Source organism: Rheinheimera riviphila, from assembly GCF_004005945.1.
Lineage (GTDB): Bacteria > Pseudomonadota > Gammaproteobacteria > Enterobacterales > Alteromonadaceae > Pararheinheimera > Pararheinheimera riviphila.
Window position 1 is genome coordinate 103437 of the sequence record NZ_SACS01000009.1, and the last position, 15873, is coordinate 119309.

Below are 15873 nucleotides of genomic sequence, written 5' to 3' on the forward strand. Positions count from 1 at the left end.
TTCAAAAAAACCGGCGCACTATAGCATAACGCGGCAAAATTTTTATGCGCTAACGCAATAAAAAGTCAGAGACTATTTTACTGAAGGCCGCAGGTTTTTCTGCATGCAGCCAGTGGCCGGTGCCCTGAATAATTTTGGCCTTAGCGTTTGGAAATAATTTCAAGATAAGCGGCTGATGCGCAGCCTGAATATAATCAGAATTGCCACCTTTGATAAACAACGTATCGCCCTTGTAGGGCTGGGTGGATTCAGGAGCCGCCAGGAGCTGCTGATAGTTGTCGATAAGGGCGGTTAAATTAAAGCGCCATTGGAACTGGTCTGTTGGGTCTTTGTATAAATTCTTGAGTAAAAACTGCCGTACGCCCAGTTCATCAACAAAAGGCTGTATCAATAAATCAGCCTGTTTACGATCGTTGAGCGCGGTTAAATCAATCGCGGCCAAACCTTGTAATATCCGCTGATGACGCGGCTCGTTTACCACCGGCGAAATATCGGCCAGGATCAGTTTGCTCACTCGCGTAGGCTCTGACAAGGCCATTTGCATTGCGACTTTGCCGCCCATCGAATGCCCCAATACCGCGCATTGGGTGATTTGTAGACTATCCAGCGTCTCAAATACATCCGCCGCCATTTGTGGATAATCCATGCGGTCAGCACGTGGCGAGCGGCCATGGTTACGCAAATCGACATTCATCAGCTGAAAATCGGGCTGCAACGCCCGGGCGATGACACCTAAATTTTCGTAACTGCCAAATAAACCATGGATTAATACCAGTGGTTGACCTTGGCCTGTTATGTCAGTATGTAATATCATGATTTTCCTTCGGCGACGAAATCAGCACGGCTAAACAGCAGCACCCAACAGCATTGAAGGGTAATGTTAACAAATTGCCGGGCTGGCGTCAGCCGTCGTCCATTTATATAATGCCGGTCTTTCGTTTGGGTTTTAAGGTAGCTTTATGAAAACAATAGAGATAGATGAAGAGCTTTATCATTACATTGCCAGTCAGACCCAGCAGATCGGGGAAAGCGCTTCGGAAATTTTACGCCGTTTGTTACTGCCGGATGCAGTCGCCACCGCAGAAGCTATCGTCGGTCAAGTCAGCACCCCAGCTGCCGTCAAAGCGACTACAGAGCCTAAAGTCGCCGCTGAACCAGCAGCTAACCATCAGAAAGTATTCGACATTTTAAGCAAGCAAGACTTACAAGCCGAACAAAGCGTGGTCGGGCGGTTTTTAATTATTTTGTCGGCGTTGGCTCGTGCTCACAAAGGAAAATTTGCTTTAGTCGCTGAAATCAAAGGCCGCAACCGGTTGTATTTTGCCCGTAAACAAGCTGATTTGTTGGAGGCGGGCAGTAGCACCAATCCAAAACCTATTCCCAACAGCGAGTTTTGGGTGATTACCAATTCCAACACCACCCGTAAAAAGATGATGTTGACCGAAGCCGCTTTAAAACTCGGTTATAGCCAGATCGAAGCCGAACAAATCAGAGATTTTTTATAAGGCAAATTAGATTTTTTTATAGGGCACGTCAGACATTTTTAAAAGGAGAGAGTATGTCAGTTCATCCGCAAGCCGGACAAGTTGCGACCAGGGACAAATTAGCCAACATCCCGTTATTGTGTTCAGAGTATTACGTGCTGGCACCGGATGTTTCGCAGCAAGCTCAGCGGGTGAGTTTTGGCACCTCCGGCCATCGTGGCAGTGCTGCCTTGGCATCTTTTAACGAAGCGCATATCAAGGCTATTAGCCAGGCCGTTGCCGAATATCGCGCGGCGCAAGGCATCAGTGGTCCGCTGTTTTTAGGTAAAGACACCCATGCGTTATCAGAGCCGGCGTTTATTTCTGCGGTGCAGGTGTTTATTGCCAACGGTGTGCAGCTCAAAGTACAAACCGGTGGCGGTTACACGCCAACGCCGGTGATTTCGCACGCGATTTTACGCTACAACGCCAGTAAGCAACCGGCGCTGGCTGATGGCATCGTCATTACCCCTTCGCACAATCCGCCGGAAGATGGCGGTATCAAATACAATCCACCGCATGGTGGTCCGGCTGACACGGATGCCACGTCCTGGATTGAACAACGCGCGAACCAACTGATTGCGGATGGTTTGCACGCTGTCAAACAACTGTCATTTGCTGATGCTATAACAAGCCCACTTTATCAGCTGCATGATTACGTGAAGCCCTATGTTGATGATTTAGAACAAGTCATCGATATGGCAGCGATTGCCAAGGCTAAAGTAAAAATTGGCGTGGATCCGTTAGGTGGTTCTGGCATTGCCTTCTGGCCGGAAATTGCCAAACGGTATGGCCTTGATATTACGGTGGTAAATGAGGTCGTCGACCCGACTTTTGGTTTTATGCCGCTGGATAAAGACGGCAAAATCCGGATGGATTGCAGCTCAGCTTATTCGATGGCCAACCTGATTAAACTCAAAGATCAGTTTGATTTAGGTATTGGTAACGATCCGGATTTTGACCGGCACGGCATTGTTACCCGCAGCGGCGGTTTACTCAATCCAAACCATTATTTGGCAGTGGCGATAAATTATTTAATCAGCAACAGACCACAATGGGGATTGGATAAAAAAATCGGCAAAACCCTGGTCTCCAGCGCCTTGATTGACCGGGTGGTGGCTGGCCGTGGCCGTACTTTGTTTGAGGTGCCGGTTGGCTTTAAGTGGTTTGTTGACGGTTTGTATGACGGCAGTTTGGTATTTGGCGGTGAAGAATCAGCCGGCGCCAGCTTCTTACGCTTTGATGGCAGCGTCTGGTCTACCGATAAAGATGGCTTTATTTTGGGGTTGTTAGCAGCCGAAATGATTGCCAAAACCGGTGTTGACCCTTATTTGCAATATCAGGCTTTGACCCGCGAATTTGGCGCGCCGTTGTACCGTCGGTTAGATGCGCCTGCTGATTTTGCCCAGAAAAATGCGCTGAAGAATTTAAACGTGGCCAGCGTGACGCAAACTGAGCTCGCTGGTGACCCTATTCTGGCGGTGCTGAGCAAAGCGCCGGGCAATAATGCGGCCATTGGCGGGGTGAAAGTGGTGACGCAAAACGGCTGGTTCGCAGCCAGGCCATCAGGCACCGAAAACAGCTACAAAATTTATCTGGAAAGTTTTGTTGATCAGGCGCATTTAGTGCGGTTAGAAACAGACGCCAAAGCCTTTGTGCAAAGTGTTTTTGACCAGATCTAAGTCCTGTCAAGCGACTGCATTCGTATGTAATTAAATTACGGTATGCAGTCGTAATAGTCTGTTTCCTTGACGAATAGCCGTACATTCTGTAATTTTACTACAAGAATAATAAAAGCAGCATCGACCTCCCGCGTCTCAAGCTGTGGTCATTGTCGCCTGGCGATAATCGGATCTGGCAAACTGGAAATAGATCATGAAACCAATATCATCAAATGCGACGGTTGCAGTGGCAGCGTTGCCCACGGCTGCAGAATTAAAAGATAGAATTATCCGCCACTTACACGGCACTTTGGGCACCGATGTCAATAAAGCCAGCCCTCAGGCCTGGTGGCGCGCGACTTGCGCCTCAATCAACGAATACGTATTTGACGGTCTGCGTAACACCCAGCGCACGCACTATCAGCAAAATACCCGCGCTGTGCATTATTTCAGCCTCGAATATCTGATGGGCCGACTGTTTAGCAATAACCTGCACAATCTCGGTTGTTACGACGCCGCCAAACAGGCGCTGGCCGAACTTGGCATGGACATCGCCGATTTAGAAGAACAAGAAGAAGACATGGCGCTTGGCAACGGCGGTTTAGGCCGGCTGGCAGCCTGTTTTATCGATTCGTTAGCGACGTTAAATTACCCGGCCATTGGTTATGGTATTCACTACGAACATGGCCTGTTTAAACAAGAATTCCAACATGGTTTCCAGATTGAACGCCCGGATAGCTGGCGTGAATATGGTAATCCGTGGGAAATTTGCCGACCAGAATCGGCGCAGGAAATCTCCGTTTACGGCTACGTTGAAACTGTGTACGACCTGCAAGGCAAAATGAAAAAAGTCTGGCACCCCGGTCGCATCATCAAAGCCGTGCCATGGGATATACCAGTGGTGGGTTACAACGGTAGTTCAGTGAACGTGTTACGTTTGTGGGAAAGCCGCGCCAGTGACTTTTTTAACTGGGACGTGTTTAACTCAGGTGGTTATGTCGATGCTGCGCGCGAAAACATCGAAGCGGAAACCATTTCTAAAGTGCTGTATCCAAATGACGATACCGATGCCGGTAAAGAACTGCGCTTAATCCAGCAGTACTTTTTCTGCTCAAGTTCGCTGAAAGACATCATCCGCCGCTATAAACGCGCGCATGGCGATGATTGGAGTTACTTTGCCAAACAAGTGGTGATCCAGCTCAACGATACGCATCCGGCAGTCGCAATTCCTGAACTGATGCGGGTATTGGTCGACCGTGCGGAAATGAACTGGGAAGACGCCTGGAACATTTGTCAGCATGTGTTTGCCTACACCAACCACACCTTGCTGCCAGAAGCGCTGGAGCGTTGGCCGGTGCGATTGTTCGAAAAAGTGTTACCGCGCCATATTGAAATTATTTATGAAATCAACCGCCGCTTCTTAGTTGAGCAGGTTGATGTGCGTTGGCCGGGTGATGTCGAGAAAAAACGTAAACTGTCGATTATCGAAGAAGGCCACGAGCCAATGGTGCGGATGGGGCATTTGTCGGTGGTTGGATCGTTTCGGGTCAACGGCGTGGCCGAAGTGCATTCTGCCTTGGTAAAATCCGATTTATTCCCGGAAATGGTCGCGTTATGGCCGGATAAGTTCACCAACATTACCAATGGCGTGACGCCGCGGCGCTGGTTAAAAGCCTGTAATAAGCGGTTATCAAAACTGCTGGATAATACCATCGGCACTGATTGGCCAACTGATTTAACCAAATTATCAGCGCTACAAGCCCATGCCGATGATCCAGCGATGCAAGATGCCTTTATGGCGATCAAGCAACAAAACAAAGCCGATCTGGCCGAAGTGGTGAAAAACCTGACCGGTATCGCCATTGACCCGCATGCGCTGTTTGACGTGCAAATTAAACGTCTGCATGAATACAAACGTCAGCATCTGAATTTATTGCATATTCTGGCGTTGTATCGTCGGATTTTGCAGGATCCGGATTATGACATGGTGCCACGCGTATTCTTCTTTGGTGCCAAAGCGGCGCCTGGCTATAAATTGGCCAAAGATATTATCTACGCTATCAATAAAATCGCCGACAAAATTAACCACGATAAACGGGTGAAGAACCGGATTAAAGTGGTGTTTATGCCGAACTACCGGGTCAGCCTGGCCGAGAAGATGATCCCGGCGGCCGATGTATCAGAGCAAATCTCGACCGCCGGTAAAGAAGCCAGCGGTACCGGCAATATGAAGCTGGCGCTGAACGGCGCCATCACGGTTGGTACTATGGACGGCGCGAATATTGAAATCGCCGAAGAAGTAGGCAGTGATAATATTGCGATCTTTGGTTTGTCCGTGGATGAAGTGAAAGCGCTGTACGCCAAAGGCTACGACAGTCGCGATTACTACTACAACAATCCGGAATTAAAAGCGATTCTGGACTGGCTGGAAACCGACTATTTCACCCCAGGTAAACCAGGTGAACTGGCGGCGATTAAACGCAGCCTCATTGAAGGTGGCGACCATTATCTGGTGATGGCGGACTTTGCATCTTATGTCAAAGCGCAGGAAACCATTGATGGCTGGTACCGCGATAAAGCGGGCTGGGCGAAAAAGGCCATTCTCAACACCGCCAGTGTTGGCAAGTTTACCTCAGATCGTTCGATTGAAGATTATGTGGCGCGCGTTTGGCAATTGACCAAATGCGAAGTGGGTAACGTCTGACGATCGACGCTTAACCACAGCTTTTAATTAAGTGTTGAATCAAAAAGCCCGGGCAATTGCCTGGGCTTTTTACTTTGAAGCCTTTAAATATTAAAGACTTTCTGACGCTTGTTCCGGCAAAGTTTCAGCGGCATTCTTTTGCTGATAGCGCTGCGCGTAGCTGAAAATCAGCATACTGATACAACTAAACACTAAAAAGCCTCCGGTCACCGGAAACAAAGTCCCGTTATACATTTGCCCAATCACGGTGCCAATCACCATCGACATAATTGACGAGGTCGAACCAATAATGGCTGCAGCGATACCGGCGACATGCCCCATCGGTTCCATCGCCATGGCATTGATATTGCCAAACACCAGCCCAAAACAGAAAAACAGCACTGATGCATAAATCACAAACATCCATAGCTGCACTTCGACACTCAGGTGTACCACTAAAAACAGCGCTGAGCTGCCAATAATGCCCCAAATAGCCAGCTTGGCTAAGTGTTGCATCCCCAGTTTTTGCACCAGCTGAGAATTCACCAGCGAGGCCGCGCCAAACACAATCGCCAATAACCCAAAGTAAAATACAAACATCTCGCCGGTTTTAAATAAGTCCTGGAATATTTGCTGTGACGAATTCAGATAACCGATAAAACTGCCAAAAAACAAGCCCATACAAATCATGTAGCAAACCGTAGGCACGTTGCTGATGACTTCTTTAAAACCTTCGGCGAATCCCTTGCTACTCATCGGAATGCGGTGCGCTTTGGGCAAAGTTTCTTCCAGTCGGAAGAAAATCCACACCGCAATCATCAAGGCGTAAAACACATACAGCACAAAAATGTCGCGCCAATTGCTGATCCACATCACGGCCTGACCCAGACTCGGCGCCAACGCTGGCACCATCACAAAAATCATCATCACCAGTGACATAATCCGCGCCATATCATTGCCGGCGTATTTATCACGCACGATTGAAATCGCTGACACATAAGGCCCTGATACACCGAGCCCCTGGATAAACCGACCGAGCAATAAGGTATTGATATCGGTGGCAACATAACAAAGTACGGTGCCGGCTAAAAACAGCAATATACCGCCATACAGCACTTTTTTGCGGCCGGTGGCGTCCGATAACGGGCCACAAATCAGTTGGCCGATGGCCATCCCAAAAAACAACGCACTCACCACATACTGCGCCTGATTCGGATGCGCCAGCACGATGTAGGCGCGAATGGCGTCCAGTGCTGGTAATAATGCATCAATCGATATCGCGACAATCGACATCAATAGCGCCACCAACAAGGTAAATTCGCCGGTCGAAATGCGCGAGGTAGGCGCATGGGTAGAATAATCAGCCATCAGCAGTGTTCCGTTAGATTGATAAAACAGGGGATCCAGCAAAATGCCATGATATACCCAAAAGGATGGCAGTTGCATGGTGTTCAATCGCAGCAGGACTGGTCATGGTCGACGCCGCAGGGGCAGCACGGACCCGCTATTTTATTCAGCGGTAATTTTTACTCGATGACATGGGGCCATAAATCAGCCTTTTGCAGTTCAATGATGGCTTGATTAATTTCTTCCTGGCGTTGAAACAGTGATGATTTTCGGCTTAACGCCAGATAAACCGGGGTTTTTGACAACATCAGCGGTGTAATGACGATATTTTGATAATTCGAAAAGTTTTCGATGGCATAACGCAGGTAATCCTGCTCTTCAATTACCCCTTGCGCCCGGCCTTTAACAACCAGTTCATTTTTAGCGCGTCGATCAGCAACTTCAATAAACTTTTCAACGTAGCGGGGGTCAAATCTGATTTTTTCAAAAGCAACGCCAAGATAACTGCCTTTGGTCAACGCAATGCGGCCAGGGAAGTGCAACAGCTCCGCCAGTGAATTGACCCCAAGCCATTCCGGATAGGATTTATGTACACCGACCACCAGCACTTCCAGTTGATGCGGTGCCAGAAATAACATGGTTTTGTTGCGGCTGTCGGTTTTGGTCAGATTAAAAATAAAGTCCAGTTCACCTTGCTCGACCAGCTTTAAAGCCCGGCCAAAAGGGGCATCGAGGTATTCGACCTGACAATTCAGCTTGGCGGCGAGCCGCTCTGACAACACCACACGACTACCTTGCCATGCTTGATCCTGAAAATATGAATACGGCGGAAATTCGTTGACCTGCACCTTCATCACGCACGCTGACAAGGGCGCAAAATGTAACAAGGTGAAAATAATCAGCCAGAATTTCATCAAATCGCGGCATCAGAAAAGAGCGGATAACTGCAACTTAGCAGAGCGAACGCGATGATACAAGCCCGTGGTACCAGCTGGTTGGCAGCTCATATCAGCATTGAAATGAGGGAATCTTCTGTTGACACTGGAAATTTCCGGCAGCAGTCCCCATAACCTATGTTTCGGAACCTATCTACCCACACAAGGTCAGATAGCCAGCAGTTAATTTTTGAGGTAGATAATGAAAGGATCCTGGCAAAGTGGTGCGCCACGTATGCAGTTTCAGTTTGGGCAGGGCAAAAAGCCCGGATTTTTAAGTCTGATTGTTATCGCCTTAGCACTAGGCTTATCTCTGGTGTTCGGTATTGGTTTACTGATGATCGCCGCGACTTTACTGGTGCTGATGTTGCCGTGGCTGTGGTGGAAAAAACGTAAGTTAATCGAACGGATGCGACAAGCGCAGGCTGCTTATCAGGCGCAGCAACAAGATCCGGCTGCTTCCGGTGTGATCATCGAAGGCGAAGTTATTGCAAGTGAAGGGGGGCAGCGTGAGACGTCAGGTTCGGCGTCCACCGCCAAATCGCAGACGCTTTATGTGCAGGGCGTAACGATTGAGCAAGATAGCTCCGATCCTGTCAAATAACAGTGCAGACACCTCAAAAACAGCGGACCCAAAGCTTGCTATGCGTGGGTCTATCGCTGTCGTTACCGGTCTTTTTTATCTGTAAAAGCCTTAAAATCAGCGCGCTGCCAATGATATACTCGGGGCAACTTCACTAAGTTGCAGTAACCAGAGCGATGATCCCAAAGTTAACTCCTGAACAGTCCTTGCCAGCTTGTGTATTGGCGTTTCGTGATGCGTTAGTCGCCGCTGGTTTTAGCGGTGATATTGAAACCAGTTACGCCGCACGGCTGGCAGTTGCAACCGATAACAGTGTCTATCAGGCGTTACCGCAGGCGGTATTACTGCCGAAAACCTTATCAGACTTACAAACCATCACCACACTTGGTCAAAGCCCGGCTTTTAGCGGCTTAAAATTCAGTCCACGTGGCGGCGGCACCGGCACGAACGGTCAGGCATTGACCGAACACCTGGTGGTTGATGTATCGCGCCATCTGCGGCAAATTCTGGAGTTTAATCCAGAAGAGCGTTGGGTGCGGGTGGAAGCCGGGGTGATTAAAGACCAGCTGAACGCCTTTTTAAAACCACATGGTTTTTTCTTTGCGCCGGATCTGTCAACGTCCAACCGGGCGACGATTGGCGGCATGGTCAGCACCGATGCTTCAGGGCAAGGCTCGTTAGTGTATGGCAAAACCAGTGATCATGTGCTGGCACTAAAATCAGTACTTGTTGACGGTACCGTGCTGGATACCGCGCCAATGCCTCGCGCAGAGGCTGAAACGCTCGCGGCTGAGCCAAACCGTATTGGCGCCATTTATCGTCAGGTTTTACAAAGTACGTTGGATTATCGCGAGCAAATCCAAACCAAATTCCCCCGTTTAAACCGTTTTTTAACCGGCTACGATTTAGAACATGTCTGGAATGAACAGCTTACCGAATTTGATTTAGGCCGGGTGATCACCGGCGCAGAGGGCTCGTTGGGGTTTGTGGTCGAAGCCAAACTGAATATCACGCCAATTGCACCTTACAAGTGTTTGATTAACGTTAAATATGACAGCTTTGAAAGTGCCTTACGCAACGCGCCGTTTTTGGTGGCAGCCCGCGCCACGTCGGTTGAAACCGTCGACAGTAAAGTACTGGATTTAGCCCGTAACGATATCATCTGGCATCAGGTCAAAAGCTACATCGAAGATGTGCCGGGTAAAACCATGTTTGGCCTGAATATGGTCGAATATAACGCTGAAAACGAAGCTGACATGCAAGACAAAGTGCAGACGCTGGAGCTGCGTTTGCAACAAGCGGTCGCCAATGGCGAAAGTGGCATCATTGGTTATCAGCTGACCTACGATTTAAACGGCATCTCGCAAATTTACGCGATGCGTAAAAAAGCGGTGGGATTACTCGGTAACGCCAAAGGTACGCAAAAGCCGGTGCCTTTTACTGAAGATACCGCAGTGCCACCAGAAAACCTGGCTGATTTTATTATGGAATTCAGGGCGCTGCTCGATAGTCATCAGCTGACATACGGCATGTTTGGCCATGTCGACGCCGGCGTGTTGCATGTGCGGCCAGCGCTCGATATGACCGATCCGGCACAGGAAGTCTTGCTACGCCAGGTTTCCGATCAAGTGGTCGCGCTGACTGCCAAATACGGTGGTTTGATGTGGGGCGAACACGGTAAAGGTTATCGCAGTGAATATGGCCCGGCGTTTTTTGGTGAGACCTTATTTAATGAACTGCGGAAAATTAAAGCGGCCTTTGATCCGGACAACCGAATGAATCCGGGTAAGATTTGTACGCCCTGGCAGAGTAATGACGAATTAGTCAGTGTTGATGGCGTGAAACGCGGTTATTTCGACCGGCAAATTCCGGTAACGGTGCGGCAGAGCTTTGACAGCGCCGCCAATTGTAACGGTAACGGCCTGTGTTTTAACTACGAAGAAAACTCGCCGATGTGTCCGTCGAGCAAAATCACCAAAGATCGCCAGCATAGCCCAAAAGGTCGTGCTGGTCTGATGCGCGAGTGGCTGCGTTTGATGTCAAAGCAGGGCGTCGATGTGCTGGCACAAGAGCAACAGTTGCTGGAGTGCGGAACTGGAATAGGAAATCTTTGGCAAAAAGCCCGCAACAGCTGGCGCAAACAACGGGGCGAACAGGATTTTTCGCACGAAGTGATGGCGGCGATGGAAGGATGTCTGGCCTGTAAAGCCTGCGCCGGGCAGTGTCCCATCAAAGTGGATGTGCCTTCGTTCCGATCAAGGTTTTTGCAGCTGTATCACAGCCGTTATCTGCGACCGCTGAAAGATTATGTGGTGGCTGGCATCGAGCAATCAGCACCGAAGCTTGCGAAATTTCCAAGGTTGGTTAATGGCGGTTTGAATCTGGCGCCAACCAAGTTTTTACTCGAAAAAACGGTGGGTTATGTCGATTCACCACTATTGTCGGTGCCGACCTTGGCGCAGCAGCTGGATGGCCAGTTTGCGTTTGATTTAGTCAAGCTGCAGGCCATGTCCGAAGCCGAACGGCAACAAGTGGTGCTATTGGTGCAAGACCCTTTCACCAGTTTTTATGAAGCAGAACTGGTGGCTGACGCGTTGGCGTTGTTGCAAAAACTTGGTTTTAAGCCACAGTTGCTGCCGTTTTTACCCAATGGTAAACCACAACATGTGAAAGGCTTTTTACGCGAGTTTGCAAAAACAGCAGCGACTGCGGCGCAGTTTCTGAATCAGTTGTCGGTGCTGAATGTGCCTTTATTGGGGCTCGATGCTTCTTTGGTGCTGGTGTATCGCGACGAATATGTCAAAGCGCTGGGTCAAAAACGCGGCGACTTTAGCGTCCAGTTGTTTCATGAATGGCTGGTGCAGCAAGCGTTGCCGGCGGTGCAGCAATCCGGTGATGGTCAGGTGCCCTTTAAGTTGTTTGCACATTGCACTGAAAAAACCGCTTTACCCACCACCGAAAAAAACTGGCAACAAATTTATCATGCCTTCGGTGTCAAGCTGGACGTGGTAGCCGTCGGTTGTTGTGGGATGGCCGGCACTTATGGCCACGAAGTACAAAATCAGGCCAATAGCAGGGCATTATATGATTTAAGCTGGCAACAACATGTGCAGCAATCCAATGTATCCAGGATGTTGGTGACTGGTTTTTCCTGTCGCAGCCAGGTGAAACGCTATGAAGGCAGTAAACCTTTGCATCCATTGCAGCAGTTGTTGCGGTTGTTGTCCTAGCTAAAACGGCAATAGCCGAACAAATGTAAATTTTAGTTACAAAGTAGCCAAAGTTATCTGCTTAACCTTGGCTACACTCAATGTTTTGGCCATCAAAACAGGGAGAACCTTAATGTCTGCATCTAATCCAAATCCGGTCGGCTGGTTTGAAATTCCAGCCACTGATCTCGCCGCTAGTCAAAAATTTTATCAAGCCATCTTACAGATTGAATTTACTATTCTCGAAATGCCGCCTTACACCATGGCGATGTTTGCCGCGGATCACTGTCAGCCTGGCTGCGGTGGTGCTTTGGTGGTCGGCCCGGAAACCGTGCCATCGGCCAGCGGTACTACGGTTTATTTTCAATCTGAAGATTGCGCAGCGGTAATTGGCAGAGTCGCAGCAGCGGGCGGCACTGTGCTGATGGAAAAAACCAGTATTGGTGAGCATGGTTTTATCGGTATGTTTTTAGACCCAGCCGGGAATAAGCTGGGTGTTCATAGCATGCAATAAGGCTATAAATGTCTCTTAAAATAGCGCCATAAAAAAACGCCAGGCTTTTATCAAGACTGGCGTTTTTGTCGGTGCAGAAAAAAATGCTTAGAAGCGGGCAGTGACACCCAACGTCAAAGCGCGACCAGGCAGCGGCGCATCTTCTTTGATAAACGAACTATGTGCATAGCCAAGTTTGTCAGTAAGATTAGTCCCTTTGATAAAGGCCGTCATATCGATTGACGCTAGGTCAAAGTAATAGCTCAGGCTGGCATCAATACTGGTGTAAGACGCTGTTGCCGACTCAAATTCCGATACTTTATCCTGGCGGGCGTAATGGGTGGCGCCAAGGTTGGCACTCCATTGCTCAGCCTGATACTGATACTCAACACCGGCTTTGATTGGCGGAATACGCGGTAAATCACCGCCATCTTTTAAACTGGCCCGCACCGAATCGGCAAACAATGACACTTGCTGCGCGGTATTTAACTGATAAGCCAGCGCAAATTCCAGGCCGTACATCCGCACATCACGTTGTTGATACTGATAAATATCATAATCACCATGTGCGTGGTCGTGTGCATCTTCATCTGCATGCTCGCCGTGATCATGCGCTGCCAAGTCTTCCATCGTCAGACCGGTATTGGCCTGATAAAGGTAGTTGTCGATTTGGTTATAGAAGAAGTTATAACTAAAGGTCAGATCACCATCGATTTTGCGAAAACCGATATCGATATTGTTGGCCGTTTCAGTTGGCATCTTGTTGGTATTTAACAAAATTTCGCCATCGTCATCCAGTTGATAAGCCAGACCCAGTTCATAGCTGCTGGTCGCAATATGAGCGCCGTTGGCGTAGATTTCGGCCGCTGAAGGTGCACGTTCTGAACGACTGACGCTAACGGCCCATTGATAACCTGGCACAAAATTCCAAACTAAACCGGCCGAAACGCTGGCGGCGGTGAATTTTGCATAATCGCTGCCGTGATCTTCTTCATGACCTTCATCATGGTGTTCTTCGTGATCATGCGCCAATTCAATGGCATCAGCGCGATGTTTGGTCCGCTCAACACGAGCACCCAACTGCGCTGTCACTTCACCAAAAGTTTTTTCTTCCAGTAAAAACAAGGCGTAGCTATCAGAAACTGATGGCGGCGTAAAAGCTTCTTCACCAAAGGCCGCATAATCGTTACGTTGTTGGTGGACACCCAGCAAACCGTGCCAGCCCGCCAATTCAATATGCTCAGCGCTTAACCGGTTTTCAAACGACTTGTTTTTAAAAGTGGTGCCGGCGATAGCTCCTTCCATTTCGATATGTTGATAATCGGTGTAAGCGCCGGTAAAACTCAGTGTTTCGATGCCGGAAATGGGTGAATAAATTTCACCAGCCAAACTCACCCGATCTTGTTTTACCGCCGCGTAAACACCTTCGTCGGCGGCTTCTGCATGGTCTTCGTGGCCTTCTTCTTCATGTTCATCACCATGCGCATGATGGCCGGGAATACCATACTGACTGTCGATATGACCAACTGAAACACCAAATAAACCCTGACTACCAACCCAACTTAAACCGCCATTCAGCGCCTGATTACCGAGCCAGGAATTAGCCAGTTTGTCGGCGGTTTCGCCTTCGTCATTGATGAAGGTTGGCACATCATGATCATTGCTTTGACGGTCAAAACCATCAAAGTGCCAAGCCAGCTGATCAGCAGAACCATCGTGGGTGAATGCCAGCGATTTTTCATCAGAAACGCTGTTAAAACGGCTGTCGAGAATCGTCTGTGGGGCGCGCAACTGGCGAGGAATGCGGTTGTCGACCACGTTGACCACACCGCCAATAGCGCCGCTGCCGTACAGTAAAGTTGCAGGGCCACGTAATACTTCAATTTGTTCGGTGGTGATAGCGTCCGCAGTAATGGCGTGATCCGGGCCCACCCGTGACACGTCGCCGGTATCCAGACCGTTGCTGAGTAGTTTTACTCTTGGACCGTCCAGACCCCGAATGACCGGGCTCGCGGCGACCGGGCCGTAATAATTACTATGCACGCCCGGTAGAGATTTTAAAGTTTCGCCAATGGTCGGTTCGGTTTTTACGGCTAAATCTTCGCCGCTTAATACGGAAACCGGATGCGCCATATCTAAATCGTAATGATGTAAACCGGAAGCTGATACTGCAATGCGTTCAATGCCGCCAGCGGTTAAGGCAATTTTCAGCTGTGCCTGGTCAGCTTTTACAAATTGGTCGCCATAGCCTTTGGCGGCGATATGGAGTTCAGCATCCAACGGGCTTTGAATGGTAAATTCACCGGCGGCATTGGTATAGACATATTGCTGTCGACCGTGCACATGCACTTTCGCATTGGCAACTGGCTGGCCTTGACTATCGACCACCATACCCGTCACAGCTTGAGATTGCGCCTGCACCTGCAGCGAAAGACTGACCAGCAACGCCAATGCGGCTGGTTTAAATACCGAAGAGAGAACAGTCATCAGGACTACCTTTAAAAGAATATCGTTTGTGATGTTATAACATTTTACGGTGGCAACGCCGCTTTTGACAAGCACAGATTTTCCTGAGTACGACCAAACTCATTGATTTTGCGATAACAGGGCACTGATATTCAGAGCAAGATTCTGCTTAAAGTGCAAAGAAAAACATGTCATCGCGACCAACGGCTGGCATACAATAGGCCGCGCTAAGCCACACAATTGCGGAGTATAAATGTCGTTTTGGCCTGAATTTCTATTAGTTGCATCAGTGCATTTTGTTGCGGTCGCAAGCCCAGGACCCGATTTTGCGATTATCTTACGTTACGCGGTGCGCCACGGCGTGAAGGTCGCGCTGGCGGCCAGCATCGGCATCGGCTTGGGTATTCTGGTGCATGTGGCGTATTCATTACTTGGCATTGGTTTATTGCTACAAACCACGCCCTGGTTGTTTCAGCTATTTTCGGCGGTAGCAGCAGCTTATCTGGCTTATATCGGCGTGCAAGCGCTACGAAGTGCGCCGCCATCGCAGCAACAGGATATCGCAGCAGAGGGCATGGAACAGGTCAGTTTATGGCAATCGTTTCGGGCTGGATTACTGACCAATGGCTTAAATCCAAAAGCTACCTTGTTTTTTTTGGCGCTATTTGCAGTGATTATTTCGCCACAAACGCCAAATAGTTACAAAATTCTTTACGGTATTTATATGGCGTTTGCCACCGCAGCCTGGTTCAGTTTGCTATCCTTTTTACTAACACGCCAAAAAGTAAGACTTTTTTTGCTGCAACGTGGTTATTGGTTTGACCGGATCATGGGCTTGGTGTTGTTGGCACTGGCTATGCATTTACTGTTTAGCGCCTTTATTGGGAACCATACCCAAAATCATTGACGATTCGGGTAGGCGGCAACTGAACGAATCCCCAGGAGCATAGCTGTTCTATGTGACTGGGGCGAG

Annotated in this window: 11 protein-coding genes; 7 read left to right on the forward strand and 4 right to left on the reverse strand. The window is 49.0% G+C overall.

The window, feature by feature from the left end:
* Nucleotides 1-49 precede the first annotated feature (49 nt).
* Complete coding sequence (locus EOE67_RS10070; protein WP_127698959.1) at nucleotides 50-814, reverse strand: alpha/beta fold hydrolase; 765 nt, start codon at nucleotides 812-814, stop codon at nucleotides 50-52.
* A gap of 145 nt (nucleotides 815-959) precedes the next feature.
* On the opposite strand from EOE67_RS10070, the gene seqA reads away from it, so the two are divergent.
* The 3 genes from seqA to EOE67_RS10085 all read left to right on the forward strand — a co-directional run bounded on the left by seqA (nucleotide 960) and on the right by EOE67_RS10085 (nucleotide 5888).
* The gene (gene seqA / locus EOE67_RS10075; protein ID WP_127698960.1) at nucleotides 960-1505 is read left to right on the forward strand and encodes a replication initiation negative regulator SeqA; all 546 of its coding nucleotides are present in this window, start codon (nucleotides 960-962) and stop codon (nucleotides 1503-1505) included.
* Nucleotides 1506-1558: 53 nt separating this feature from the next.
* On the forward strand, nucleotides 1559-3205 hold the full coding sequence (gene pgm / locus EOE67_RS10080; RefSeq protein ID WP_127698961.1) for a phosphoglucomutase (alpha-D-glucose-1,6-bisphosphate-dependent): 1647 nt from the start codon (nucleotides 1559-1561) through the stop codon (nucleotides 3203-3205).
* 193 nt (nucleotides 3206-3398) lie between these two features.
* Complete coding sequence (locus EOE67_RS10085; RefSeq protein WP_127698962.1) at nucleotides 3399-5888, forward strand: glycogen/starch/alpha-glucan phosphorylase; 2490 nt, start codon at nucleotides 3399-3401, stop codon at nucleotides 5886-5888.
* Nucleotides 5889-5978: 90 nt separating this feature from the next.
* Here EOE67_RS10085 and EOE67_RS10090 read toward each other — a convergent pair whose 3' ends face one another.
* Complete coding sequence (locus EOE67_RS10090; protein ID WP_127698963.1) at nucleotides 5979-7235, reverse strand: multidrug effflux MFS transporter; 1257 nt, start codon at nucleotides 7233-7235, stop codon at nucleotides 5979-5981.
* 158 nt (nucleotides 7236-7393) lie between these two features.
* Nucleotides 7394-8128 (reverse strand): substrate-binding periplasmic protein, encoded by a 735-nt coding sequence (locus EOE67_RS10095; protein WP_127698964.1) that lies wholly within the window; start codon nucleotides 8126-8128, stop codon nucleotides 7394-7396.
* Nucleotides 8129-8351: 223 nt separating this feature from the next.
* Here EOE67_RS10095 and EOE67_RS10100 point away from each other — a divergent pair, with 223 nt between their 5' ends.
* From EOE67_RS10100 to EOE67_RS10110, 3 genes are all read left to right on the forward strand, one after another.
* On the forward strand, nucleotides 8352-8753 hold the full coding sequence (locus EOE67_RS10100; protein WP_127698965.1) for a hypothetical protein: 402 nt from the start codon (nucleotides 8352-8354) through the stop codon (nucleotides 8751-8753).
* 155 nt (nucleotides 8754-8908) lie between these two features.
* Entirely contained in the window at nucleotides 8909-11962 is a 3054-nt protein-coding gene (ydiJ, locus tag EOE67_RS10105) for a D-2-hydroxyglutarate dehydrogenase YdiJ (RefSeq protein WP_127698966.1), read from the forward strand.
* 112 nt (nucleotides 11963-12074) lie between these two features.
* The gene (locus EOE67_RS10110; protein ID WP_127698967.1) at nucleotides 12075-12455 is read left to right on the forward strand and encodes a VOC family protein; all 381 of its coding nucleotides are present in this window, start codon (nucleotides 12075-12077) and stop codon (nucleotides 12453-12455) included.
* 87 nt (nucleotides 12456-12542) lie between these two features.
* Here EOE67_RS10110 and EOE67_RS10115 read toward each other — a convergent pair whose 3' ends face one another.
* Nucleotides 12543-14921, reverse strand: a complete 2379-nt coding sequence (locus tag EOE67_RS10115) for a TonB-dependent receptor (protein WP_127698968.1) — start codon at nucleotides 14919-14921, stop codon at nucleotides 12543-12545.
* Nucleotides 14922-15153: 232 nt separating this feature from the next.
* Between EOE67_RS10115 and EOE67_RS10120 the strand changes: the two genes are divergently transcribed.
* Entirely contained in the window at nucleotides 15154-15807 is a 654-nt protein-coding gene (locus EOE67_RS10120) for a LysE family translocator (RefSeq protein WP_127698969.1), read from the forward strand.
* Nucleotides 15808-15873: the final 66 nt, after the last annotated feature.

Bases quoted from the DNA above. Each gene is read 5' to 3' on its own strand.
- EOE67_RS10070 (WP_127698959.1), bottom strand. From the start codon at position 814: ATGATATTACATACTGACATAACAGGCCAAGGTCAACCACTGGTATTA.
- seqA (WP_127698960.1), top strand. From the start codon at position 960: ATGAAAACAATAGAGATAGATGAAGAGCTTTATCATTACATTGCCAGT.
- pgm (WP_127698961.1), top strand. From the start codon at position 1,559: ATGTCAGTTCATCCGCAAGCCGGACAAGTTGCGACCAGGGACAAATTA.
- EOE67_RS10085 (WP_127698962.1), top strand. From the start codon at position 3,399: ATGAAACCAATATCATCAAATGCGACGGTTGCAGTGGCAGCGTTGCCC.
- EOE67_RS10090 (WP_127698963.1), bottom strand. From the start codon at position 7,235: ATGGCTGATTATTCTACCCATGCGCCTACCTCGCGCATTTCGACCGGC.
- EOE67_RS10095 (WP_127698964.1), bottom strand. From the start codon at position 8,128: ATGAAATTCTGGCTGATTATTTTCACCTTGTTACATTTTGCGCCCTTG.
- EOE67_RS10100 (WP_127698965.1), top strand. From the start codon at position 8,352: ATGAAAGGATCCTGGCAAAGTGGTGCGCCACGTATGCAGTTTCAGTTT.
- ydiJ (WP_127698966.1), top strand. From the start codon at position 8,909: ATGATCCCAAAGTTAACTCCTGAACAGTCCTTGCCAGCTTGTGTATTG.
- EOE67_RS10110 (WP_127698967.1), top strand. From the start codon at position 12,075: ATGTCTGCATCTAATCCAAATCCGGTCGGCTGGTTTGAAATTCCAGCC.
- EOE67_RS10115 (WP_127698968.1), bottom strand. From the start codon at position 14,921: ATGACTGTTCTCTCTTCGGTATTTAAACCAGCCGCATTGGCGTTGCTG.
- EOE67_RS10120 (WP_127698969.1), top strand. From the start codon at position 15,154: ATGTCGTTTTGGCCTGAATTTCTATTAGTTGCATCAGTGCATTTTGTT.